The organism is Pseudomonas sp. GW821-FHT04C07, from assembly GCF_059420325.1.
Genome location: NZ_JBWKTM010000011.1, coordinates 146,501 through 171,604 on the forward strand (window position 1 = coordinate 146,501; position 25,104 = coordinate 171,604).

The window sequence follows — 25,104 nt, forward strand, 5'->3', positions numbered from 1 at the left end:
CCTCAGCCGTTGGGCCCTACTGTCGCAACGATGGTCACTTGCTTGTTGTCAGGAATTTCCTGATACGCCAACACGTGCAAACCCGGGACTGCGAGACGTCCGAACCGCGAGAGCATCGCGCGCACCGGACCTGCTACCAACAGAATCACCGGTTGACCTTGCATTTCCTGACGTTGCGCCGCATCGATCAACGAGCGCTGCAACTTCTCAGCCATGCTTGGCTCCAGCAGAACGCCCTCTTCCTGACCTTGTCCTGCCTTCTGCAGACTATTGAGCAATATCTGTTCCAACCTTGGTTCCAAGGTAATCACAGGTAGCTCGGACTCAGTGCCTACAATGCTTTGGACGATAGCGCGTGATACGCCAACCCGCACGGCTGCCACCAGAGCGGCAGTATCTTGACTCTTGGACGCATTGTTCGCGATGGCCTCGGCAATACTGCGAATGTCGCGAACCGGAACCTGTTCGGCCAACAATGCTTGCAGCACTTTGAGCAGCTGCGACAGCGAAACAACGCCCGGCACCAGCTCCTCGGCCAGTTTTGGCGAGCTTTTGGCCAGCAATTGCATGAGCTGCTGAACTTCTTCGTGGCCGATCAGCTCGCTGGAGTGCTTGTACAAAATCTGATTGAGGTGAGTCGCCACTACCGTACTGGCGTCGACCACGGTGTAACCCAGAGACTGCGCCTGAGGACGCTGACTGATTTCGATCCAGACTGCCTCCAGACCAAAGGCCGGATCTTTGGCGGTGATGCCATTGAGCGTGCCATAGACCTGCCCAGGGTTGATCGCCAGTTCGCGATCCGGATAGATCTCCGCCTCGGCGAGGATCACCCCCATCAGGGTCAGGCGGTAGGCACTCGGCGCCAGATCGAGGTTGTCACGGATGTGCACGGTCGGCATCAGGAAGCCCAGATCCTGGGAGAGCTTCTTGCGCACCCCCTTGATCCGCGCCAGCAACTGACCACCCTGGTTACGGTCCACCAGCGGGATCAGTCGATAGCCGACTTCCAGACCGATCATGTCGATCGGCGTCACGTCATCCCAGCCCAACTCCTTGGTTTCCTGAGCACGCGCCGGTGAAGGCAGCAGCTCCTGCTGACGCTTGACCTCTTCCAGAGCCTGAACCTTGACAACGTTTTGCTTCTTCCAGAGTAGATAAGCCATACCACCGGCCACCGCAGCCAGGCTGAGGAACGAAACGTGCGGCATGCCAGGCACCAGCCCCATAACCGCCATCAACCCTGCCGCCACCGCCAGGGCCTTGGGCGAGGCGAACATTTGCCGGCTGATTTGCTTGCCCATGTCTTCGGAACCGGAAGCACGGGTCACCATGATCGCCGCCGCCGTCGACAGCAACAGTGAAGGCAATTGCGCCACCAATCCGTCACCAATGGTCAGCAACGCATAAACCTTGCCCGCATCGCCAAAGCCCATGCCGTGCTGGAAGATGCCGACCGCCATACCACCGATCAGGTTGATGAACAAAATCAGCAGACCGGCGATGGCGTCACCGCGAACGAATTTACTGGCACCGTCCATCGAGCCGTAGAACTCTGCCTCTTGTGCCACTTCAAGACGGCGCAGCTTGGCCTGCGGCTGGTCGATCAGGCCAGCGTTGAGGTCGGCGTCGATCGCCATCTGTTTGCCAGGCATCGCATCGAGGGTAAAACGCGCGCTCACCTCGGAAATCCGTCCGGCACCCTTGGTCACCACCACAAAGTTGATGATCATCAAAATCGCGAAGACCACGATACCCACCACGTAGTTGCCGCCGATCACTACCTCACCAAAGGCCTGGATCACCTTACCGGCGGCGGCATGACCTTCCTGACCGTGGAGCATCACCACCCGAGTGGAGGCCACGTTCAGCGCCAGCCGCAACAGCGTGGCCACCAGCAGAATGGTCGGAAACACCGCAAAGTCCAGCGGCCGCAACGCGTAAACGCAGACCAGCAGCACGACGATCGACAGGGCAATGTTGAAGGTGAAGAACACGTCCAGCAGGAACGCAGGAACCGGCAACATCATCATGGCCAGCATGACCAACAGCAACAGCGGCACACCCAGATTGCCTCGAGAGAGGTCAGCCAGGTTGCTGCGAGCGGCGTTGATTAACTGAGAGCGATCCACCGGTATTCCCCGTTCCCTGAAGCAAACTTTTGACGCCTGAAGCGACGCACGGGGGTTCCTGCAAGAAGCCTTCCAACTTTTGCGCAGACAGGAAATAGTGGGCTATGAAAGATGCATAAGGATCAAGGATTTGCAGTGCCCGGGAGGGCGCTATCGCGAGCAAGCTCGCTCCTACAATGGGCCACATTCGGACATCAAACCCCTACCCACGCAGGAGCGAGCTTGCTCGCGATGGACTCAAGGGCAACGAGTTTATTCAGAAAACATGCGGGGGCCGGGACTATCACCGGTAATTACGAGTCGCGCCGCAATTCCTGCGGAATCGGCAGATCTTTCAACGGATCCGGACGCTTGCCTTTGCCGGCTCGGTACTGACGGATCTGGTAGACGTAGGCCAGGACCTGGGCCACCGCCAGATACAACCCCGCCGGGATTTCCTGCTCAAGTTCGGTGGAGTAATAGATCGAACGGGCCAGGGCTGGCGATTCGAGCAGCAGGACTTCATTGGCTACGGCGATTTCACGAATTTTCAAGGCCAGGAAATCACTGCCCTTGGCCAGCAGCACCGGCGCGCTGCCTTTTTCCGGATCGTATTTGAGGGCCACCGCATAGTGAGTCGGGTTGGTGATGACCACGTCCGCCTCGGGAATCGCCGCCATCATCCGCCGCTGGGACATCTCTCGCTGCAACTGACGAATCCGCTGTTTAACCTCAGGCCGACCTTCCTGATCCTTGTGCTCGTCACGTATTTCCTGCTTGGTCATCAGCAGCTTTTGATGGCTCTGGTAGAGCTGCACCGGCACGTCCACCGCAGCGATCAGAATCAGGCCGCAGGCCATCCACAAGGTGCTCCACCCCACCAATTGCACACTGTGAATGACCGCCTGCTCCAGCGGCTCATGAGCGATGCGCAGCAGGTCGTCGATATCCGAGGAAAGCACCGAGAGCGCCACAAACAGCACCAGCAAAAACTTCGCCAGTGCCTTGAGCAGCTCGATCAGCGACGTTGAGGAAAACATCCGTTTGAGCCCGTTGGCCGGGTTCATCCGGCTGAACTTGGGCGCCAGACTACTGCCGGCAAACAACCAGCCACCCAGCGAAATCGGGCCGAGAAACGCCACCAGTAACAGCGTGAGCAGCACCGGCTGCACCGCCAGTATCGCGATCTTGCCTGAATGCAGCAGGTACAGCCCCATAGCCCCCGGACTGAGCAGCGTTTCACGGGGCAAAGAGAAGTTCAGGCGCATAATTTCCAGCAGATCCTGCGCCAGGCCGCCGCCGTATACCAACAACGCACCCGCCCCACCGAGCATGATCGCCAAGGTATTGAGCTCCTTGGAGCGGGCCACCTCACCCTTGTCCCGCGAATCCTTCTTGCGCTTGTCCGTGGGATCTTCTGTTTTGTCCTGACCGCTTTCGCTCTCTGCCATGACTCAGCGCGCCTGTGCCAGTTCGCGTAAAAATTGCAGAGCCTCGCTGGCCAGCGGCTGATACTGATTGAAGATGTCGGCCAGACTGACCCAGAAAATCACCAGACCCAGCACCAGCGTCAGCGGAAAGCCGACGGAGAAGATGTTCAATTGCGGCGCCGCACGGGTCATCACACCGAAGGCGATGTTGACTACCAGCAACGCGGTGACCGCCGGCAACACCAGCAACAGGGCCGCGCCCAGCACCCAGCCCAGCTTGCCGGCCAATTCCCAGAAATGATTGACCACCAGGCCACCGCCCACCGGGAAGGTGGTGAAGCTTTCGGTGAGCACCTCGAAGACTACCAAGTGGCCATTCATCGACAGAAACAGCAGCGTCACCAGCATGGTGAAGAACTGCCCGATCACCGCCACCGACACGCCGTTGGTGGGGTCGACCATCGAGGCGAAGCCCATGCCCATCTGAATCGCAATGATCTGCCCAGCCACCACGAACGCCTGGAAGAACAGCTGCAAGGAGAACCCCAGCACAGCGCCAATGATGATCTGCTCGGCAATCAACAGCAGCCCACTGAGGTCCAGCGCGTGCACCTCAGGCATGGGTGGCAAACCCGGAACAATGACCACGGTGATCGCCAGAGCGAAGTACAGACGCACGCGCCTGGGCACCAGGGTCGTGCCGAAGATCGGCATGACCATCAGCAAGGAGCCGACACGAAACAGTGGCAGCATGAAGGACGCCACCCAGGTGCTGATCTGTGTGTCGGTCAGCGCAAGCATCGACATGGTTTAACCGATGACCTGCGGAATACTGCCGTACAACTGCAGGATGTATTCCATGAAGGTTTGCACCAACCAGGGCCCGGCGACGATCAACGTGACCAGCATCACCAATAAACGCGGCAGGAAGCTCAAGGTTTGTTCGTTGATCTGCGTGGCCGCCTGAAACATTGCCACCAGCAAACCCACCAGCAAACTCGGAACGACCAATATGGCAACCATCATCGTGGTCAGCCAGAGCGCTTCACGGAAGATGTCTACAGCGACTTCAGGAGTCATAACGCACCACCCGCCAACAAGGTTTTAAACACCGCCAAAACTGCTCGCCAGCGTACCGATGATCAACGCCCAGCCATCCACCAGTACGAACAACATGATCTTGAACGGCAGGGAAATGATCAGCGGCGAGAGCATCATCATCCCCATGGCCATCAGCACACTGGCCACCACCAGGTCGATGATCAGGAACGGAATGAAAATCATGAAACCGATCTGGAACGCGGTTTTCAGCTCGGAAGTGACGAAGGCCGGGACCAAAATGGTCAGCGGCGCCTGGTCCGCAGTGACAATGTCAGTGCGCTTGGACAAACGCATGAACAACTCCAGATCGCTGCTGCGGGTCTGCGCCAGCATGAAGTCCTTGATCGGCACTTGCGCCTTGGCTACTGCGTCCTGGGCCGTGAGCTTTTCAGCCAGGTATGGCTGCAAGGCGTCCTGATTCACTCGATCGAACACCGGCGCCATGATGAACATGGTCAGAAACAACGCCATGCCGGTGAGAATCTGGTTCGACGGCGTCTGCTGCAGGCCCAGGGCCTGACGCAGAATCGAGAACACGATGATGATCCGGGTGAAGCTGGTCATCAGCATGACGAACGCCGGAATGAAGCTGAGCGCCGTCATGATCAGCAGAATCTGCAGGCTGACCGAGTATTCCTGCTGCCCGTTGGCCCCCGTACCCAAGGTGATCGCCTGAATCGACAACGGATCGGCGGCGAACGCCAACGGCGCCGCGAGCATCAGCACCAGCGTCAGCACTATGCGCAATGCGCCCATTACTTCTTTTCCTTCTGATCCTTGCCCAACAATTCCATCAGGCGCTGGGCGAACTCGGGTGTCGCTTGCTCGGTGCCGGGCACCTGCACCGGCTCCTTGAGCACATGCAACGCGGTGATGGTGCCCGGCGTCAGCCCCAGCAGAATCTGCTCGCTGCCGACCTGCACCAACACCAGCCGATCCCGCGGCCCGAGGGCCCGCGAACCGATCAGCTCGATCACCTGCCCTTTGCCACCTGGCCCTGCCTGTTGAACCCGGCGCAACAGCCAGGCCAGGAAGAAGATCAAGCCCAACACCAGCAACAAGCCCACCACCAACTGCGTCAGTTGCCCGGCAACACCGCTGCTGGCCACCGGCGCTGCGGCCTGAGCCAGCGGTTCGGCCGCCAGCACGCTGAATGGCAAGGCCAGGAGTACACCGAGAAACGTCTTCACTTAGCGCAGCTTCTTGATGCGTTCGCTAGGACTGATCACGTCCGTCAGGCGTATGCCGAACTTCTCGTTGACCACCACAACTTCGCCGTGAGCGATCAGCGTGCCATTGACCAGCACGTCCAATGGCTCACCCGCCAGACGATCGAGCTCGATCACCGAACCCTGGTTCAACTGCAACAGGTTACGGATGTTGATATCGGTGCTGCCGACTTCCATGGAAATCGATACCGGGATATCCAGGATCACATCCAGGTTCGGACCGTCGAGAGTGACCGGGTCGTTATTCCTTGGCACGCTGCCAAACTCTTCCATCGGCAATCGGTTGGACGTCGGCGCATCGGCCGCCAGCAAGGCATCGATATCGTCCTGACCGGCATCACCGGCTTCTCCCAGAGCGGCAGCCCACTCATCAGCCAAGGCCTGATCATCCGGGGAAATTACATCGTGTTCGTCAGCCATCAGTTATCCTCGGCGGGCAAAAAATCATTTAACAAAGCGAATTAGTACAGGCGCCGCTTAACGGCGCTCGATCGGCTCAACCACTTGCAATGCCAGGTTGCCCTTGTGGGAGCCCAGCTTGACCTTGAAGGCCGGCACACCGTTGGCGCGCATGACCAATTCTTCCGGAAGCTCTACCGGAATCACATCGCCGGGCTGCATATGCAGGATGTCCCGCAGACGCAATTGACGGCGCGCGACCGTGGCGCTCAGTGGCACATCGACGTCCAGCACATCCTCGCGCAAGGCCTTGACCCAGCGCTCGTCCTGGTCATCGAGATCCGACTGAAAGCCCGCATCGAGCATTTCCCGGACCGGTTCGATCATCGAGTACGGCATGGTCACGTGCAGATCGCCGCCGCCACCATCGAGTTCGATGTGGAAGGTCGAGACCACGACGGCCTCACTCGGCCCGACGATGTTCGCCATGGCCGGGTTTACTTCCGAGTTGATGTACTCGAAGTTCACTTCCATGATCGCCTGCCAGGCCTCCTTCAAATCGATGAAGGCCTGCTCCAGCACCATGCGCACCACGCGCAACTCGGTGGGTGTGAATTCGCGCCCTTCGATCTTCGCGTGACGACCGTCACCACCGAAAAAATTATCCACCAGCTTGAACACCAGCTTGGCGTCCAGGATGAACAACGCGGTACCGCGCAACGGCTTGATCTTGACCAGGTTGAGACTGGTTGGCACATACAGCGAGTGAACGTATTCACCGAACTTCATGACCTGCACGCCACCGACGGCAACGTCCGCCGAACGACGCAGCATGTTGAACATGCTGATGCGGGTATAGCGGGCAAACCGTTCGTTGATCATTTCCAGGGTCGGCATGCGTCCGCGGACGATGCGATCCTGGCTGGTCAGGTCATAGCTTTTGATGCTACCGGGCTCAGCAGCGTTGTCGGTCTGAACCAGACCGTCGTCGACACCATGCAACAGCGCATCGATCTCATCCTGGGACAGCAGGTCCTGCACGGCCATGTCGTGTTCCTACTGCAGTACGAAGTTAGTAAAGAGCAACTGCTCGACCACCACTTTGCCAACTTCTTTCTGCGCCACTTCCTGCACGCTGGCAGTCGCCTTCTGGCGCAACATTTCCTGGCCGACCGGGGTCGCCAGGCTGTCGAAGCTTTGCCCGGAGAAGAGCATGACCAGGTTATTGCGGATCACCGGCATGTGGACTTTCAGCGCATCCAGATCGGCCTGATTGCGCGCGAGCATCGTAATGCTCACCTGCAGGTAACGCTGACGACCGTTCTGATTGAAATTGGCCACGAAAGCCGGAGCCATTGGCTCATAGATCGCTGCCGGTTTGACGCTGCTGGCCACATCCGCAGCAGTCGGTTCAGGCTTGCTTTTGGCACTGTGCATGACGTACCAGGTCGCCCCGATTGACACGCCGATAACCAGCAGTAAAGCCAGAACAATCAGGAGAATAAGCTTGAGTTTGCCTTTCCCGGCGGGGTCTTTCACTGCTTCGCTCTTCGCCATGCCAATAATCCGTCACTATTCGGGTTTTCACAGTCGCACGGCAAGGCAAGAGCAAGTGTTATGCCAGAGTTGTCAGGACGGAAAACGAACGGAATGGTGAATGATCGTTCCCACGCGCCGCAAAGGAACGCATCGAGTGACGCTCTGCGTCACAAAGCGGACGCCGGAGCGTCCAGGGCGGCATTCCCACGCGCGAGCGTGGGAACGATCAACAGGCGATGCAGATTCAATCAGGCGTAATAATCCACCGCACTGGAACCCACCACACTTGTGGTGCTGGCGGCGACTTCAGCCACACTCATCGGCAGCTCATCGTCCCCCGAATCCAGCCGACCGCCATTGCCGCCATTGCGGTTCTGCCCTTGCTGGGCCTGCTGCTGGCCCTGCCAGCCACGGGACTGATCGGACACGTTGACGTCGACCTGCCCCATACCTTGCTGGGAGAACATGTCGCGCAAGCGGTGTACCTGCCCTTCCAGCGCTTCACGCACGACGGCGTGACCACTGATGAAGGTCACTTGAGTCTGCTGATCCGCTGCCATGTTCACGCGAATATCCAGACGCCCCAACTCTGCCGGCTGCAGCTGAATATCGGCGGACTTGAGATTGGCACTGGACAGGTACATGACCCGATTGACCACCTCTTCGGTCCAGCCACTCTGATGCATGGCCAACGGTTGATTCACCGGCAGCGCATTGGCGGTCTTTGGCGTTGCAGCCTGGGTCAGCGCCGCCAAGCGGCTGGCGAAGTCGTCGACACGGGTATCGCTGGAGGCATCTTTCAGGTCTTTGAGGCCACCGTCGATCAAGCCGCTGAACGCCTTGTCACCGCCCTGGTCGGTACTGTCTTTAGCCGCTTGCTGATCCACCATGGTCGCCAGGCCGTTGGCAAAGGTTTGCGCCGCAGTCAGCTCAGACTGATCCGGTGCAGCTTTGGACTGAACCTGACTGGAAGCCGACACATGCCCGCTTTGCTCAAGGGCCAGACGCACGGCGGGCAGCGCATCGAGCGGATCCGCTTGCGGATCAAATTGGGGATCTGCCACCGCCGCCTGGGCAGGCGCGCATGGGGCAGTCGCCACTGCGGCGAGCGGGGCTTCAACCTGCGGCTGCACGGCAGCAACCACTGGCGGCGTTTCGGGCGCAGGGGCCGGCACGACCGGCTGCACTGTTTGCATCAACGCAGGGTCCAGTGTCGGGTCGGCCGGCACACTGTCAGCCACCGGGGTGTCGGTCGCGGGCGCATTATCACTGGCGAGCTTATCGTGCGAATCGGCCGTTTTATCGGCAGGCAAGGAATTGCCGCTATCGGCAACTGCCGGCTCCGGGGCGGCAGCTTTATCACTGACCGTGCCCTTCTTGCCGGCGCTAACCGCGACCGTGTCGCGCACCGGCCTGACTGATCCCACACCTGTCGCGGCAGGTTTGCTCTGCGACTCTTTGGCGTAGACCTGTGCAAAGCTTGAAGCCTTATCCCCAGGCCCGGCAACGACTGCCGGGGTATCGGCAGTGGCGGCCGGAGTCTTGGCCTTCGACGCGGCCTGAAGAAGCATGTTCGGGGTGAGGGGCATAAAACGGTCTCCGCTGCACTGGGATCGTAGGCACAGTTGGAGGATATCTAGCAAAGGTCGAGCCAGATTGGTTCAGTAAAGTTAAAAACCGCCAGGCGGCGGCTTTTTTTCAACAATGGAAACGCTCGAGCTCCTCCTCATACAGAGGGCGGACGATAGCGAATTCGCCGTCAATCTCTGCCACCAGCTTTTCGATATCGGCAGGCGACGGCTCTTTGGCCCGCAGCTCAAGTTGATGGCACAGCTCGGCGAGACGGGTAGCGCCCATATTACTGCTACTGCCCTTGAAACTATGAGCCGCCGCTATGAGCTGGTGTGCATCATCGGCTTTATGCAACTGCCTCAAACGCTCTTCCGAATCTGAGAGAAAGGTATCCAGCAGCAGCGGATACTCATCCTCCATGACTTCCTGCAATGCGCTCAGCACATCGTGGTCCAGATGAATCTCATCCACTTGCTCGCTCCTTGATCAAGAATTCGCGGATTATGCCAGAGCCTCCCAGTAAAACTCCACGCGGGCGCTGCGGCCATCGTCAGACCAGCTCGCACTGCGACTCAACTGGCGAATCAGGCTCACTCCACGCCCCGACAACCTGCCGGTATCAATGGGCCTGGCCATTACTCGCTGCACATCAAAACCTGCACCACTGTCCTCGACCCGAACCACCAGGCATCCACCTTCGCCTCGCGGCTCCACCTGCAAGTGCACCCGCACGTAGCCGTCTTCAAGCTCGGTGAGGCGCGTGTTGCGCTGGTGATAGTACTGCGTAAAGCCCAGGGCATCGCGCTTGAGGCTTGAATCGAGCCCCAGCACGCCGTGCTCCAGGGCATTGGAATAGAGCTCGGACATCACACTGTAAAGCGCTCCGCTTTGCGCCCGCAGCCCATGCACTTCAAGCAACAACCGCAGCAAATAAGGCAGAGGATTGAAGCGTTTGAGCGTAGCCCCGCGGAACTCGAAACTCACCGACCAATCCAGCGGGCAGGATTGGCCGCTGTCTGAATAAACCATCACTGGAGCGCTCAGCAGCTCTGCCGCAAGCTGGCTCACCTCGACCATGCTGACATCGTCGCGCGCCTCACCGCGAAAATCCTTCAGCGCTTGCTCGATCTCCTCGAACAGCCGGGCTGGATGGCTATTGGCAGCAAATACCCGCTCTAATCGTTCAACGCCAAACAATTGCTCATTGGCGTCACAGGTATCGATCACCCCATCCGACAACAGAAAGATCCGGTCCCCGAGCGCCATGGGGAAGACTTCGGTTCGATCATCGAAGTCTTGCGCGCCCAGTACACCCAACGGTAAATGCCGCGACAACAGCGACGTACGCTCGCCCGTTGCGCTGCAATGCAGATAGCCATCCGGCATCCCGCCATTCCAGACCTCCACTGCCCGTCGCTGACCACTCAGGCAAAGCATCGTGGCGCAGCAAAACATATCGACCGGCAAGATGCGCTTGAGCTTGGCGTTCATCTCGCGCAGGGTTTCCGACAGACCATAGCCTTTGGCAGTCATGCCATAGAAGACTTCCGCCAACGGCATGGCCCCCACCGCCGCCGGCAAACCGTGGCCGGTGAAGTCGCCCAGCAGAACGTGCATATCGCCGGCGGGCGTAAACGCTGCCAGCAGCAAGTCGCCGTTGAACAAGGCATAAGGCGATTGCAGGTAACGGATATTCGGCGCATTCAGACACCCGGCATGCGCCACCTTGTCGAATACCGCCTTGGCGACCCGCTGCTCATTGAGCAAATAGTCATGGTGACTGGCAATCAGGTCGCGCTGCTCAAGCACCGTCGCCTGCAACCGGCGCAATCGGTCCATCGCTTTGATCTTGGCGGCCAGAATCACCTGGTTATAAGGCTTGGCCAAAAAGTCGTCGCCACCCGCTTCCAGGCAACGAGCCAGGGCTTCGCTTTCGGTCAGAGAGGTCAGAAAGATAATCGGCACCAGCGTTTCGCCGGCCAACTGCTTGATCTGCCGGGCGGCCTCGAAACCGTCCATCACCGGCATCATCGCGTCCATCAATACCAGCTGCGGTCGCTGCTGCCCGAACACGGCCACCGCCTCGGCACCGTTGCCGGCCGTCAGCACTTCATGCCCCTGGCGACGGACGATACTCGACAGCAGCAGGCGATCGGCTGCACTGTCTTCGGCGATCAGGACGGTCAGCGGTTCAGACACCGGCTGCATGGCGATCAACTGATGTCGAAGAGCTTGTCGAAGTTGGAGATGGCGAGGATCTTGCGAACGTCCGAGCTACCGTTGATCACCCGTATATCGGATTTTTCTCCGCCGGCATGATCACGCAGCAACAGCAGCATGCCCAGCGCGGAGCTGTCCAGATAAGTGGCCTCTTTCAAATCGACCACAATGTACTCGGGTGTTTTATTGAGTCGCTCATAGGACTCGCGAAACTCCTGATGCTTGCCGAAATCAAAACGACCCTTGATCGAGATCGTCAGCTTTTGCCCGTCCGGTGAAACTTCAGTAACGACCGACATGATAATGCTTCCTTGTCATTGGCAACGTGTAAAAGGTTTAGCACCCCGCACGCCCGCGGGCAACCGGCAAAACCGGAAATAGCGGATCAATACTGATCCTGACGCGGCAAGCGCTGCGACAATTCGTCGAGCAGCTTCTGTTCGCGCTTGTCTTCAAGCTGACGCGCTTCATCGATATAGCGCTGAACCAGCTTGCGCAACCCCTCGACCCGCGCATAAGCCTGCTGCCAGGTTTCTCGCGCCTTGTTCAGATTGTTCTGGTGCCAGACAAGACTTTGTCGCTGCTGGCCGACCGCCGTTTCCAGTTGATTGAGGAAGTGCTGGTAATTCATCAGCCATTGTCCGGACACCCCCTGACTGCCACGGTCGATCCATTGCTGCTGGTACTCGCCACGAAAGCGCTCCAGGTCGCCCAGCTTGCTCTCCGCCAGACGGACCTGCCCCTGAAAGTGCCCCAGACGCTGGGCGGCAGTGCGCTCGACGCTTTCAGCCATGTCGACCACTGGCGCCAGGCGCGCCGCACGGCTCTGGGCCACGACGACTTAACCGCCGGCCACAGGAGCAAACACCGATGCCAGATGAGCCTCGCTCTCGCCCATGCCGATGTTGTCGTTCAAGCCTTGGCGAAGGTAGGTAAGCATCGACGGTTGCAAGGCGATGGCCGTGTCGGTTTCCCGATCGCCGCCGGGCACATAGGCACCGACGCTGATCAAGTCGCGGCTCTGTTGGTAGCGCGACCAGAGTTGTTTGAAGTGTTGCGCACGCCTCATATGCTCCGGGCTGACCACCGACGGCATGACCCGACTGATGGACGCCTCGATGTCGATGGCCGGGTAGTGACCTTCCTCGGCCAAACGCCGCGACAGCACGATATGACCGTCAAGTACGCCTCGCGCCGCATCGGCGATGGGGTCCTGCTGATCATCACCCTCTGAAAGCACGGTATAGAAAGCCGTGATCGACCCCCCGCCCGCTTCGGCGTTACCTGCGCGCTCCACCAGTTTCGGCAATCTGGCGAACACTGAAGGCGGATAGCCCTTGGTCGCCGGCGGCTCGCCGATGGCCAGGGCGATTTCCCGCTGGGCCTGAGCGAAACGGGTCAGGGAATCCATCAGCAACAGAACATTCTTGCCCTTGTCGCGAAAATACTCGGCAATACGCGTGCAATACGTGGCGGCACGCAGGCGCATCAGTGGCGCATCGTCCGCAGGCGAGGCCACCACCACCGAACGCTTGAGGCCTTCTTCACCGAGAATGTGCTCGATGAACTCCTTAACTTCACGACCCCGCTCGCCGATCAGCCCGACGACAATGATGTCGGCCTCGGTAAAGCGCGTCATCATGCCCAGCAGCACACTCTTGCCGACACCGGTACCGGCGAACAGCCCGAGACGCTGACCGCGGCCGACTGTCAGTAATCCGTTGATACTGCGAATGCCGACGTCCAGCGGTTGGCTGATAGGATGACGCTTGAGCGGGTTGATGGTCGGACCGTCGATCGGCACCCAGTCTTCGGCCTTCATGCCGCCCTTGCCGTCCAGCGCGCGCCCGGCGCCATCGAGCACCCGCCCGAGCATGCTCATGCCCATTGGCAAACGACCGGTATCGGCCAACGGAACGACCCGCGCGCCCGGCGCGATGCCAGCGACACTGCCCACCGGCATCAGAAAGACTTTATTGCCGGAGAAACCCATGACTTCAGCTTCTACCTGTACCGGGTGATAACTGTCATCGTTGATCACCACGCAGCGACTGCCCATGGCAGCACGCAAGCCTTCTGCTTCAAGGGTCAAGCCGACCATGCGCAGCAATCGCCCTTCAAGGATCGGCTGGCCCGCCAGCTCGGTGGCTTCGGCGTAGCTGCTCAGGCGCTTGCCAAAGCTGGTTCGCTCAAGACGCATCCGCACGATCCAGTTCGACGCGATGATTCTCAACAGCAGCAAGCTCGACACTCAGGTCAGGTTTGGCTGGATGCAGGGCCTGTTCGTGCAACTGGTCGAAGAGCTTGGCCATGACCTGGGTGATACGGGTTTCGATGGTCGCATCAATGCGGCTGTGGGCGGTTTCAACCCGCAGACCACCGGCCTGCAACGCCGCATCCTCGACGATCCGCCATTTTTCTTCGTGGCGTTCGCGCAGGGCTTTGACTTGGTCGAAATCCTGCGGATTGATAAAAAGGCGGACATTTTCGGCATCGAGCGGTAGCAGCTTCAACGCTTCGCGCATCACCTGTTCGATCTGTGTCGAGTCGATAGCCAGCTCACGCTGGATCACCTGACGTGTAATGTGCTCGACCAACCCGACCATCGACTTCTCGATCTGTGAATCCTGATCGGCAATCGGCTCGAAGAGGTTTTCCATCAACCGCTCGAGGCTGGCGAGCCTGGCACTCAAGGCAACCTCGGCTTCCTGGCGAACCTTGAGTTGAGTGCTGTGAAAGCCCTCTTTCTCACCGGTCGCGAAACCTTCGTTATAAGCCTCCTGGCGGATACTTTCGAGCTCTTCGAGGGTCAGTGGCTGGACTTCTTCCAGCGGCACTTCTTCCATCTCGGCCGGTGTTTCTTCTACAGGCTCCGGCTCAGGTTCCGGCTCCGGCTGATGCGGGTCGAAGCTGGGCAACGACCAGATGTCGAAACCGCCGACATCCCGGGCGCGAATCAGGTCGCTTGGGGACTCATCATTTCTGGAAGACATGGACCTGCCTTAGATCATTTCTTCGCCGCCCTTCCCGCCGAGAACAATTTCTCCGGCTTCGGCCATACGGCGGGCAATGGTGAGGATTTCTTTCTGAGCGGTTTCCACATCGCTGACGCGTACCGGGCCCTTGGCCTCGAGGTCGTCACGCAGCAGTTCGGCCGCCCGTTTGGACATGTTCTTGAAGATCTTTTCCTTGACGCCTTCGTCCGAGCCTTTGAGAGCCAGCACCAGCACGTCGGATGAGACCTCGCGTAGCAGCGCCTGGATACCGCGGTCGTCGACGTCGGACAAGTTGTTGAACACAAACATGAGGTCTTCGATCTGACCGGACAGGTCTTCGTCGACTTCGCGGATCGAGTCCATCAACTGACCTTCGATCGAGCTGTCGAGGAAGTTCATGATGTCGGCAGCACGCTTGATACCACCCAGGGTGGTACGAGCCGCATTGGAGTTGCCGGAGAACTGTTTCTCGAGAATCTGGTTGAGCTCTTTCAGCGCCGCCGGCTGCACGGTATTGAGCGAGGAAACCCGCAGAATGATATCCAGCCGCACCTTGTGATCGAAATTCCCGAGCACTTCACCGGCCTGGTCCGGGTCCAGATAAGCGACGACGATGGCCTGGATCTGCGGGTGCTCGTAACGGATCACGTCCGCCACCGCCCGCGGCTCCATCCACTTCAGACTGTCCAGGCCGCTGGTGTTGCCACCCAGCAGGATCCGGTCGATCAGGCCGTTGGCCTTGTCTTCGCCCAGGGCCTGAGTGAGCATCTTGCGGACATAGTCATCGGAACCGACGCCGAGGCTGGTCTGGTCGCCGACGATATTGACGAACTCGCTCATGACCTGCTCGACCTGCTCGCGGTGCACATTGCGCATTTGCGCCATGGCCACGCCGACACGCTGAACCTCCTTGGGCCCCATGTGCCGCAACACTTGCGCGGCATCGGTTGAACCCAGGGACAGCAGCAGAATCGCGGCTTTGTCGACTCGAGTGAGTTTTTCGGTAGCAGCTCGGTTATCACTCATCTGCGTTAATCCACTCTTTCACGACCTGAGCCACTCGACCCGGGTCTTCTGCCACCAGACTTTTGATTGCATTCAACTGTGCGTCATAGCCTTCGCTCGGGCTAGGCAGCAAGATGCTTTGCGGGCCACCAAGGCTGACGCGGTCGTTGCTCAGTTCGCCATCCAGAGCACCCATGCCGCCCAGCTCGGCGTCGCTACCGATACCCGCCAACTGCTTGCCTTTGCCGGTGATGTTGTTGAGCACCGGACGCAGCACACCGAACACCAGCACCAGGATGAACAATACCCCGAGCAGCTGTTTCACGATGTCCCAGAACCATGGCTGCGAGTAGAACGGAATTTCGGCGATCACTTCACCGCGCTCGGCGGAGAACGGCACATTGATCACGCTGACACTGTCGCCACGGCTGGCGTCGAAACCGACGGCGTCCTGCACCAGGCGAGTGAAGCGCGCCAATTCGTCGGCGCTCCATGGCGCGCGGGTGGTTTCGCCGTTGGCTGCATTGACCTTGACCTGATCATCGACCACCACCGCAACCGACAGACGACTCAAACGTCCCTGCTGCTGCTTGGTGTGGCTGATGGAGCGATCAAGCTCGAAGTTCTTGGTGGATTGTTGACGCTTGTCCGCCGGGTACGGCGCCAGCATTGGCTGACCTGTGGCCGGGTCCATGATTTGCTGACCGTTGGCATCGAGCAACGGTTGCCCTGGCTGCACCATACCGGAAGCAGGCGCAGCGCCGGCCGTGGTTTGCGGCGCGGAGGCCGGGGACGGAGGCTGGTTGCTCAGGGCGCCCGGCACACCTTGCGGGCCATTACTGCTGGAGCGTTGTTCGTTGACTGACTGCTCGCTGCGCAATGCAGGCTGGTCAGGGTTGAACTGTTCGGAAGTCGACTCGACGGCACTGAAGTCCACGTCAGCGGACACTTCGGCCTTATAGCGGTCGTTGCCCAGTACTGGCTGCAGAATGTTGTGCACACGCTGAGTGAGCATGCTTTCCATGCGGCGGCTGTAGTCGAATTGCTTGCCGGCCATGGTCAGTTCGGAGTTTTCCGCCTGGTCGGAGAGCAGGGTGCCCTTCTGATCGACCACCGTGATCTGCGACTTGCTCAGCTCGGGAACACTGGTTGCCACCAGATTGATAATCGCCACAACCTGACCCGGCTCCAGCGAGCGGCCGGAATACAGTTCAACCAGTACCGAAGCACTTGGCTTGCGCTCGTCGCGCACAAACACCGAGCTTTTCGGAATCGCCAGGTGCACGCGCGCGCCCTTGACGTTATTCAGACTGGAGATGGTCCGCGCCAATTCCCCTTCAAGGCCGCGACGATAACGGGTCGCCTCCATGAACTGACTGGTACCCAGGCCCTGGTCCTTATCGAGGATTTCGAAACCGATATTGCCGTCGCGCGGAGTCACACCGGCAGCGGCAAGTTTGAGTCGCGCCCGTGGCAAATCATCAGCCTTGACCAGCAACGCACCGGAATTAGGCTCAACGGTATAGGCAATGTCTGCGGAGGCCAGAGTGTCCATGACCTGCTTGGCGTCCATACCGGCAAGGCTGCCATACAGCGGACGATAATCGGGCTGCTGGGACCACAACACCACGGCAAACCCAATCGCCACGCTCGCTGCCAGACCAACCATGAGGCCAACCTGACGCAGCATGGTCATCTCGGAGAGGTTTTCCAGAAAGGACAAACCGAACAGCGGCGGCTTGCCGCCTGCTGGGCTGGCCTTGACCGGAACGTTATCGGCGACTGCTTCTGCCATGACTCAATCTCTTCCTTAAACTGGCATCTGCATGATGTCTTGGTACGCCTGAACCAGCTTGTTACGCACTTGTGTCAACGCCTGGAAAGAGACGCTGGCCTTCTGCGAGGAAATCATCACATCCGTCAGGTCGACGCCGCTTTTGCCGATTTCGAAGGCACTCGACAATTGGTTCGATGCCTGCTGAGTGTCGTTGACCTTGTTGACGGCCTGCCCAAGCATGTCGGAAAAGCTGCTGCCGCCCATTTCCGGCACTGCGACAGCCGATTTAGGTTGAGCCATGGCATCCATCTGCATGGAACGCATATCCAACATCAATCGATTAAATTCAATACCCTGGCTCATGGTCTACTCTCTCTGACGACCCGCAATTTTTTGACACTCACACAGCGGATAGACAGGTGTTAGCAACAAGGGTGCCAGCTCCATGGCAACCATGAACAAAACCCGCTCCCGGTCTTTGCCGACTCATCAGGTCGCGAACAAGTAAGCCTCAACGTCCATTCCGGCATCGCGCATTTGCGCCAGCTTGTAGCGCAACGTCCGTGGACTGATGCCCAGGCGCTCGGCCGCTTCTTTGCGGCGACCGCGCTCGGAACGCAGGGTATCGATGATCATCTGGAACTCGTGACGACGCAGATCATCCCCCAGCCCGCCCGCCGACTCACCCTGCTCCATATCTACCGGCGTGCCGCGCACTTGCGGCGAGCTGGGCACAGCCAATGCACGAAGCGGCGCACAGGCCACAGGTCCCGCCAGACAAAAATCCTGAGGCTGAATCAATCCGCCTTGCTGCAGGATCAGCGCACGCTGGATCGCGTTATCCAACTCACGTACGTTGCCCGGCCACGGATAACCGACCAGGCAAGCCCGAGCCTCGCTCGACAACCGCGCGGCGGCGTGTTTCATTTTATTGACGTGCCTGGCCAGCAGACGCTCGGCCAGTGGCAGGATATCGGCGGTGCGCTCGCGTAACGGACGCCAGGCCAACGGAAACACGGACAGACGATAGTAGAGATCTTCACGAAACCGCCCCGCCGCCACTTCGCCAGCCAGATCACGATTGGTGGTCGCAACCACGCGAATATCCAGCGCGATCGGTTTGCGCGCACCAACGCGCTCAACCTCGCGTTCCTGCAATACACGCAATAGCTTGGCCTGTAGCCCTAAAGGCATTTCGGAGATTTCGTCGAGCAGAATAGTACCGCCATCAGCCTGCTCGAATTTGCCGGCCTGAGCGGCAATGGCGCCCGTGAACGAGCCCTTCTCATGGCCGAACAAGGTGGCCTCGAGCATGTTGTCGGGAATCGCCGCACAGTTGATTGCGATAAACGGCTGACTCGCTCGATGAGAATGCTGATGAATGTAACGTGCCAGCACCTCCTTGCCCGTACCGGACTCACCAGAAATCAACACCGTGGAATCACTTCGGGCGACCCGCGCCGCCAACTCAAGCAACTGTGCACTGGCTGGCTCGAAGGCCACCGGGCCTTCATCCTGCGCCCCCTCCAGACAACCCAAGGCATGACGCGCCACCAGATCGAGCAACGCCTTGGGCTCGAACGGCTTGACCAGATAATCGGCTGCCCCCTGGCGCATGGCGTCCACCGCCCGCTCGACCGCACCGTGAGCCGTCATCAACAAGACAGGCAACTGCGGCTGACGCGCACGCAACAGGCCGAGCAACCGATGACCGTCCATCCCCGGCATGTTCACATCACTGACCACCAGACTGAACGCTTCGGCGGCGACCGCCTCCAGCGCCTCCTCTGCCGAGCCGACAGCCTTGTAGTCATGCCCGGCCAGCAGCAGCGTATCCGTCAATGCCTCGCGCAGCGCACGATCGTCTTCGACCAGTAAAACCTTGACTGCCATGAGCCTCATTCCACTCCTTGAACACTGGGCTGCTCACAAGAAAAAAGTGGCAAAACCACCAGCGCGCAGGTGCCGCGGCCCGGCCGTGAGCGCAACAGAAATTCTCCCTGATGAGCACGCGCCACCGCTTTGACCACCGTCAGGCCGAGGCCGGTTCCAGTGGTTTTAGTGGTGAAAAACGGCTCACCCAATCTGGCCTGCACGGCCGCATCGATACCACTGCCGTTGTCACTGACGCACAAGCGCAAGGTGTTTTCACGGGTATAGAGATGCACCTTCAAACAGACATTGCCGACACTGGCCTGAATGGCGTTTTCAATCAGATTGAGCACAGCCCCCACCAGCGTGTCGCGGTTGCACAGCAGCTCGCCAGCATGACTGTCGCACTGCCAGCGCACCGGTAAATCCTGAACATGGGTCAGTGCTGCGGCTTGCAGCGACTGCATCAATGCCTGAGGGGTAACACGGTCAGTCAACGGCAACTCGCCACGGGCGAACACCAGCATGTCGCGCACCTGATGCTCCAGCTCGTGCAAGCGCTCTTTCAACCGTCCGGCAAAGCGTTGCTGAGTGGCTACCGGCAGTTCCTGTTCGGTCAGATGACTGGCGTACAGCAAGGCCGCCGATAACGGCGTGCGAATCTGGTGGGCCAAAGAAGCGACCATCCGCCCCAGGGACGACAAGCGCTCATGGCGGGCAAGTTGATCTTGCAGGTGACGGGTTTCAGTCAGATCGTTGAGCAGCACCAATTGACCCGGCTCGGCATCCAGCGACCGGGTGGCAATCGACAGCCGTCGACCATCTTTCAGGGAAATTTCATGACCGTCGTCCTCGCGGGGCGCAAAGCAGCGCGCGATGACCCGACGCCAGAGCTCACCCTCCAGCGGCAGGCCGAGCAATTCACACGCCGCCGGATTGGCTTCACGGACCATGCCTTGCGCATCGATGACGATGACGCCACCGGGCAACAGGTCAAGGAGGTTTTGCAGTCGATTGGCCAAGCGCTCTTTTTCGGCCAGCTCTTCCATGCGCTGAGCACTGACCACCGCCAGCTCACCCTTGAGTTCGGTGACTCGCGCTTCAAGCATGCTGTAGGAGTCGGTAAGTTGGCTCGACATCTGATTGAACAGTGCAAACGCCTGCTCAAGCCCAAGCCGGCTTGCCTGCTCTACGGACGACGATTGCCCTTGCGCATCAGGGGCAGGAGACATCTGGGCGGCTTGGGGCATCGTGCTCTCTCGCTTGGCTGACCGTCAGTTAAACGGAACGTTGCGAGAGCTATAGCAATACCCGTGCCGAAAAATAATGCGTGCCCCGCCTCGGCAATACGTTCAGTTTTTGACGAGCGGCTCTTGCCGCCAGACAAGGCGCCGCGACGAGTCATAGCCCGCCATGGCGAGGAGCGGCAACGCCGTATGACGGCAAGAGATGCCGTCAAAGACGAACAGTTACTGTCGAGGCGGGGTACGTGCTTTTCAGCACGTTAAAAAACAGGCGTCAATCATCCGCCTGTTCATCGCCATCACGACGGCTCATACCGTACTTACGCATCTTCTCCACCAAGGTGGTACGACGAATGCGCAAACGCTCGGCAGCCCGCGCCACGATGCCATTGGCATCATCCAGCGCCTGCTGAATCAAGCCTTGTTCCAGACCACCAAGGTAGTCCTTCAAGTCCAGACCTTCCGGCGGAAGCATCGCAGTGGCCGCGAAGTCCGGGGCATGCCCATTAATGGCCACCCGCTCCTCCAGATCGCTGCGCAGACTGTCGACCATTTGCTCGTCTTCATCGTCCACGTAACGGAATTTCTTCGGCAGCTCGACCACACCGATGACCCCGTACGGATGCATGATCGCCATGCGCTCCACCAGGTTGGCCAGCTCACGAACGTTGCCCGGCCAACCGTGACGGCACAGCGACATGATCGCCGCCGAGTTGAAGCGGATCGAACCGCGCTTCTCGTGCTCCATGCGCGAGATCAACTCGTTCATCAGCAACGGAATGTCTTCGACGCGCTCGCGCAGCGGTGCCATTTCGATCGGGAATACGTTCAGGCGGTAGTACAGGTCTTCGCGGAAACTGCCAACCTCGATCATGCTTTCGAGGTTCTTGTGGGTCGCCGCAATGATTCGCACATCGACGCTTTGGGTCTTGTTGCTGCCGACACGCTCGAAGGTCCGCTCCTGCAACACACGCAGCAGCTTGACCTGCATAGGCAACGGCATGTCACCGATTTCGTCGAGGAACAGCGTACCGCCGTTAGCCAGTTCAAAACGTCCGGCACGACTGGTGATCGCTCCAGTGAAAGCGCCCTTCTCGTGGCCAAACAATTCGCTTTCCAGCAACTCGGCCGGGATCGCACCACAGTTGACCGGCACGAACGGCCCGTCACGACGCTTGGAGTGGTAGTGCAGATTGCGCGCCACCACTTCCTTGCCGGTGCCGGATTCGCCAAGGATCAGCACGCTGGCATCGGTGTCGGCCACTTGCTGCATCATCTGGCGGACATGCTGAATCGCCCGACTGGTGCCAACAAGACTGCGAAAGAGATTGGGTTCGCGATGACGACCGCGCTCGCGGGCCTGGTCGTACATCTCGCGATAGACCTGGGCACGGTGCAGGGAGTCCAGCAATTTGCTGTAGCTGGGAGGCATTTCCAGCGTGGAAAGCACTCGGCGGCGCTGGTCTTCAGGCAGGTCAATGGAAGAAATATCGCCCATTAACAAAACCGGAAGGAACTCATCCCACATTGAGAGTGTCTTTAACAAACCCAAAACCGCGCCAGGAGCATTTACGGTCCCGATCAAGACACAGATTACTTCACGACTGGATGACAAAGAGCCGACAGCCTGCTGCCAATCATGGCTACCACAGGGTAAATTTTCTTCGCCAAGAAAATTTAAAATCACCGCAAGGTCGCGGCGACGGACGCTATCGTCATCAATAAGCAGAATTTTGGTTTCACGCCACATGCAATAGCAACTTCCCTAGTCAACTCAATGCCCAACATGAGGGGCAAGCTAGACGCTTGTAGGCACTTTCTGCCAGATAGACGCCTGAATTCTGAAATCAGCCACTAGTTAAGTCAAAAAAGCGTGCACAGTCAAATTTATGACGCACTACGTTCGGATTAACTGAGTATTAACCGAATAGATGGTAAACCTTTGCCGCGCTCTGTGCTTGATGGATCTGCGACATCTCGTCAACTATCGCCTGACGCTCGCCCATCGCGGTTTCCAGCAATTGCCGGTAAACCCCTAGCAACTCTTCCAGATTATTACGCAGCGCCATCTCGTCCAGCGAAGCCTCACTCAGCACATCTTCCATGCAGGCACGGCATGCCAGGTCCAACTGGCCGATGGCCTCCCAGTCACGCTCGGCCAATGCCCCTACAAGGGCCTCACGGGTTTCTTCGATACGCTGCAGTACAAGACTCATGGTGATCTCCCTAGAACTGCGGACCAGGCACAGCAATGGCATCCCAGCCTTCTTTAACGGTGCGAAGCAAGCCGGCGACCTCGTCGAGAATCTTTGGATCGCCGTTGATATTGGCCTCAGCGAGACGCTTCATCATGTAGACATAGAGATTATCCAGGTCCCCCAATGAATCGGCCGAAGTCTCGAGATCCAGCCCCTCACGCAAGCCACCGATGATCCCGATGGCCTTGCTGATCAACACACCTTTACCCGGAATATCCTTGCGCTCCATGGCGCCTTTGGCCTGAGCAATACGATCCAGCCCGCCCTCCATCAGCATCTGCACCAAGCGGTGCGGGCTGGCTTCGGAGGTCTGGGCTTGCGCTCCAACCTTCTGATATTGCCGAAGGGCTAACATCGGATTCATGTTCTACCTCATCACAACTCAAGGGCTCGTATAACCAATGTATCGTCTACGAGTCAAAAAACTTTAGATCGAAAGGCAAAAACCCGGCGCGCTAAAAACGCAGCCGGGTTTTTTGGCACCAGTTCATGACTAGCCAGAGGATTTCTGCGCATTAAGGGATGTGAAGAACGACGAAATATTGGTCGCCGTCGCCTTCATCTGCCCAACCAGCAAGTCCATGGCGTTGTACTTGGCGGTCAGAGTGGTCGTCAGACTGGTGACCCGCAGATCCAGTGCCGCCTGCTGATTGGTCAGATCGCTTTTCTGCTTGCCCAGACTGCTGTTGCGCTGATCAAGAAGGCCGCCGGTCTGCGAGTAGGGCTTGATCGCCGCCCCCATCCGGGCCAGCAGACCATTGGTACTGTTGGTACCGGTAAACAGCGTCTGGACCTGACCACCCAGCGCCTTATCGGTCATCGCCTTGGTGAACTTGGTCGTGTCGAAATTCAGCGTGCCGGCCTTTTGATCAGTGGTGATACCCAATTGCGACAGCACCGATAACTGCCCCCCCGCCCCGGGAGTGACCAACACGTTACGCACATCGGCAATGAGCGAACGCGGCAGGGAGTCACCGGTCATCGCAGCAGAGACGGTCAGCTTGCCATTCGCATCTGCAGTGGCCTGGGTCAGGGAGGTTACAGTCTTCACCAGCGTGTTATAGGCATCGACAAACGACTGGATCGAGGTCTGCAAACCCGTGGTATTGGTTGCCACTGTCACCGTCGAGGAACCCGGTGCAACCAGCGTCATGCTCAGGCCACCCACCGCCTGATTGACAGTATTGCTCTTGCTGGTCACTGCCAGACCGTCGATTGTGAGACTCGCGTCGCTGGCAAACGCGCCGATAGTCCCGGCACTTGCGGTATTAGTGGTGTCCGCCAGCTTCGTGCCGTCGATTGCCAGACCGGCAATGCCGCTGACCGTAAGATCCGAGCCCTTGCCTGTGGTGGTCGACCCGATCACCAGGCGCGAACCATTGCTGTCGGTGACGATGTTGGCCGTGATGCCCTGGGTTTTCAGCGTGCTGTTGATCGCATCACGGGTTGACTGCAAGGTCGCACCGGACGGAATACTGACGTTGTAGGCAGTGCCATTTTGACTGATTTGCAAGGTACCAGTCGGAATGGCACTGGTAGCACCGCCAGCAAAGGAAGCACTGGCGACTTTCGAACCGGTGGCCAGATTATTGACAACAACGTTATAGCTACCGTTGACTGCAGTATTGTCAGTGGTAGCCGTGAGCGTTGCCGGCGTCGACGAAGTCGCCGAAAAGCCCGCAAAAGCCGGACTTGTAGCACTGTTGAGCTTGTCCATGGCGGCCTGATAAGCAGCCAGGGCGCTTTTCAGCGAGCCAACACCGGAAATCTTCGACGTGGTGAGCGTGGTTTGAGTGTTGATCTGCGCCTGCTTGGCCGCCTTGTCGGCATTGACCAATGCAGTAACGATCGAATTGATGTCAAGACCAGAGCCAAGGCCTGTAGACGTTGTAATTGGACTTGCCATGTACATCTCCCTTTCAGTCTGTTGCCAGCCTTTTGACCACAATCGCCATCAAAAGAATGTAAAGACACTATTCATGCCAGTTGTCAGGCTTTCGCGTCGAACAACACATTACTCGCCGTATTCAAACTGTCCGCCAGCTTCAACGCCTCTTCGGAAGGGATCTGTCGCACCACTTCCCCCGTTGCAGTAGCAATCACTTTTACAACGACCTTGCCGGAGGCTTCATCGATTGAAAACTCCAGGTTGCGCTTGATCGACTGCACGAACTTTTCGATTTCCTGCACGGCGGTTTTCAACTTCTCCGAATCAGAATCTTTACTACCAGCCACAGCCTGTACGCTGTCGACCCCAGGCGCCCCAGCCGGTTTATCGGTCGTGCTGCCCACCGGTTTAACCGCCGGGTAAGACAAGTTCAGCTTTACGCTCATATCCATGTCCATCACCT

Annotated in this window: 26 protein-coding genes; all 26 read right to left on the reverse strand. The window is 58.8% G+C overall.

Annotated elements, in window-relative coordinates; all coding sequences use genetic code 11:
- Window positions 1-2 precede the first annotated feature (2 nt).
- Window positions 3-2,132, reverse strand: a complete 2,130-nt coding sequence (gene flhA / locus AC07UI_RS20465; RefSeq protein WP_494994205.1) for a flagellar biosynthesis protein FlhA — start codon at window positions 2,130-2,132, stop codon at window positions 3-5.
- A gap of 293 nt (window positions 2,133-2,425) precedes the next feature.
- Window positions 2,426-3,562: a flagellar biosynthesis protein FlhB gene (gene flhB, locus AC07UI_RS20470; RefSeq protein WP_494994206.1), complete on the reverse strand. Its 1,137-nt coding sequence runs from the start codon at window positions 3,560-3,562 to the stop codon at window positions 2,426-2,428.
- 3 nt (window positions 3,563-3,565) lie between these two features.
- A complete protein-coding gene (gene fliR / locus AC07UI_RS20475) occupies window positions 3,566-4,348 on the reverse strand; it encodes a flagellar biosynthetic protein FliR (protein ID WP_494994207.1) in 783 nt (260 codons plus the stop codon).
- 3 nt (window positions 4,349-4,351) lie between these two features.
- Window positions 4,352-4,621: a flagellar biosynthesis protein FliQ gene (gene fliQ / locus AC07UI_RS20480; protein ID WP_494994208.1), complete on the reverse strand. Its 270-nt coding sequence runs from the start codon at window positions 4,619-4,621 to the stop codon at window positions 4,352-4,354.
- Between the two features lie 24 nt (window positions 4,622-4,645).
- On the reverse strand, window positions 4,646-5,398 hold the full coding sequence (fliP, locus tag AC07UI_RS20485) for a flagellar type III secretion system pore protein FliP (RefSeq protein ID WP_494994209.1): 753 nt from the start codon (window positions 5,396-5,398) through the stop codon (window positions 4,646-4,648).
- Window positions 5,398-5,832 (reverse strand): flagellar biosynthetic protein FliO, encoded by a 435-nt coding sequence (gene fliO, locus AC07UI_RS20490; RefSeq protein WP_494994210.1) that lies wholly within the window; start codon window positions 5,830-5,832, stop codon window positions 5,398-5,400. Before fliO ends, fliP begins: the two co-directional genes overlap by 1 nt.
- Complete coding sequence (gene fliN / locus AC07UI_RS20495; protein WP_494994211.1) at window positions 5,833-6,291, reverse strand: flagellar motor switch protein FliN; 459 nt, start codon at window positions 6,289-6,291, stop codon at window positions 5,833-5,835.
- Window positions 6,292-6,348: 57 nt separating this feature from the next.
- The gene (fliM, locus tag AC07UI_RS20500; RefSeq protein WP_494994212.1) at window positions 6,349-7,317 is read right to left on the reverse strand and encodes a flagellar motor switch protein FliM; all 969 of its coding nucleotides are present in this window, start codon (window positions 7,315-7,317) and stop codon (window positions 6,349-6,351) included.
- Between the two features lie 9 nt (window positions 7,318-7,326).
- Entirely contained in the window at window positions 7,327-7,827 is a 501-nt protein-coding gene (fliL, locus tag AC07UI_RS20505) for a flagellar basal body-associated protein FliL (protein ID WP_494994213.1), read from the reverse strand.
- A gap of 230 nt (window positions 7,828-8,057) precedes the next feature.
- Window positions 8,058-9,398 carry a flagellar hook-length control protein FliK gene (locus AC07UI_RS20510; protein WP_494994214.1) on the reverse strand — a complete coding sequence of 447 codons (1,341 nt, stop codon included), beginning with the start codon at window positions 9,396-9,398 and terminating at the stop codon, window positions 8,058-8,060.
- A gap of 109 nt (window positions 9,399-9,507) precedes the next feature.
- Window positions 9,508-9,852, reverse strand: coding sequence for an Hpt domain-containing protein (locus AC07UI_RS20515; protein WP_494994215.1), 345 nt, complete (start codon window positions 9,850-9,852; stop codon window positions 9,508-9,510).
- Between the two features lie 30 nt (window positions 9,853-9,882).
- Window positions 9,883-11,589, reverse strand: coding sequence for an ATP-binding SpoIIE family protein phosphatase (locus tag AC07UI_RS20520; protein WP_494994216.1), 1,707 nt, complete (start codon window positions 11,587-11,589; stop codon window positions 9,883-9,885).
- A gap of 5 nt (window positions 11,590-11,594) precedes the next feature.
- Window positions 11,595-11,900 (reverse strand): STAS domain-containing protein, encoded by a 306-nt coding sequence (locus AC07UI_RS20525; protein ID WP_494994217.1) that lies wholly within the window; start codon window positions 11,898-11,900, stop codon window positions 11,595-11,597.
- A gap of 86 nt (window positions 11,901-11,986) precedes the next feature.
- Window positions 11,987-12,436, reverse strand: a complete 450-nt coding sequence (gene fliJ / locus AC07UI_RS20530; protein ID WP_494994218.1) for a flagellar export protein FliJ — start codon at window positions 12,434-12,436, stop codon at window positions 11,987-11,989.
- A 6-nt stretch (window positions 12,437-12,442) separates the two neighbouring features.
- Window positions 12,443-13,801 carry a flagellar protein export ATPase FliI gene (gene fliI, locus AC07UI_RS20535; protein WP_494994219.1) on the reverse strand — a complete coding sequence of 453 codons (1,359 nt, stop codon included), beginning with the start codon at window positions 13,799-13,801 and terminating at the stop codon, window positions 12,443-12,445.
- A complete protein-coding gene (gene fliH / locus AC07UI_RS20540; protein ID WP_494994220.1) occupies window positions 13,791-14,594 on the reverse strand; it encodes a flagellar assembly protein FliH in 804 nt (267 codons plus the stop codon). Before fliH ends, fliI begins: the two co-directional genes overlap by 11 nt.
- Window positions 14,595-14,603: 9 nt before the next feature.
- Complete coding sequence (gene fliG, locus AC07UI_RS20545; protein ID WP_494994221.1) at window positions 14,604-15,623, reverse strand: flagellar motor switch protein FliG; 1,020 nt, start codon at window positions 15,621-15,623, stop codon at window positions 14,604-14,606.
- Window positions 15,616-17,397, reverse strand: a complete 1,782-nt coding sequence (gene fliF, locus AC07UI_RS20550) for a flagellar basal-body MS-ring/collar protein FliF (protein WP_494994222.1) — start codon at window positions 17,395-17,397, stop codon at window positions 15,616-15,618. Before fliF ends, fliG begins: the two co-directional genes overlap by 8 nt.
- A gap of 15 nt (window positions 17,398-17,412) precedes the next feature.
- Window positions 17,413-17,742, reverse strand: coding sequence for a flagellar hook-basal body complex protein FliE (fliE, locus tag AC07UI_RS20555; RefSeq protein WP_419119279.1), 330 nt, complete (start codon window positions 17,740-17,742; stop codon window positions 17,413-17,415).
- Between the two features lie 126 nt (window positions 17,743-17,868).
- Entirely contained in the window at window positions 17,869-19,272 is a 1,404-nt protein-coding gene (locus AC07UI_RS20560) for a sigma-54-dependent transcriptional regulator (RefSeq protein WP_494994223.1), read from the reverse strand.
- Between the two features lie 5 nt (window positions 19,273-19,277).
- Window positions 19,278-20,483, reverse strand: a complete 1,206-nt coding sequence (locus AC07UI_RS20565; protein ID WP_494994294.1) for a sensor histidine kinase — start codon at window positions 20,481-20,483, stop codon at window positions 19,278-19,280.
- Window positions 20,484-20,769: 286 nt separating this feature from the next.
- Window positions 20,770-22,245, reverse strand: coding sequence for a sigma-54 dependent transcriptional regulator (locus AC07UI_RS20570; protein WP_494994224.1), 1,476 nt, complete (start codon window positions 22,243-22,245; stop codon window positions 20,770-20,772).
- Window positions 22,246-22,414: 169 nt separating this feature from the next.
- Entirely contained in the window at window positions 22,415-22,711 is a 297-nt protein-coding gene (gene fliT / locus AC07UI_RS20575) for a flagellar protein FliT (protein WP_494994225.1), read from the reverse strand.
- A 10-nt stretch (window positions 22,712-22,721) separates the two neighbouring features.
- Window positions 22,722-23,117: a flagellar export chaperone FliS gene (fliS, locus tag AC07UI_RS20580; protein WP_494994226.1), complete on the reverse strand. Its 396-nt coding sequence runs from the start codon at window positions 23,115-23,117 to the stop codon at window positions 22,722-22,724.
- A 129-nt stretch (window positions 23,118-23,246) separates the two neighbouring features.
- Window positions 23,247-24,659 carry a flagellar filament capping protein FliD gene (gene fliD, locus AC07UI_RS20585; RefSeq protein ID WP_494994227.1) on the reverse strand — a complete coding sequence of 471 codons (1,413 nt, stop codon included), beginning with the start codon at window positions 24,657-24,659 and terminating at the stop codon, window positions 23,247-23,249.
- Between the two features lie 83 nt (window positions 24,660-24,742).
- On the reverse strand, window positions 24,743-25,093 hold the full coding sequence (locus AC07UI_RS20590) for a flagellar protein FlaG (RefSeq protein ID WP_494994228.1): 351 nt from the start codon (window positions 25,091-25,093) through the stop codon (window positions 24,743-24,745).
- Window positions 25,094-25,104: the final 11 nt, after the last annotated feature.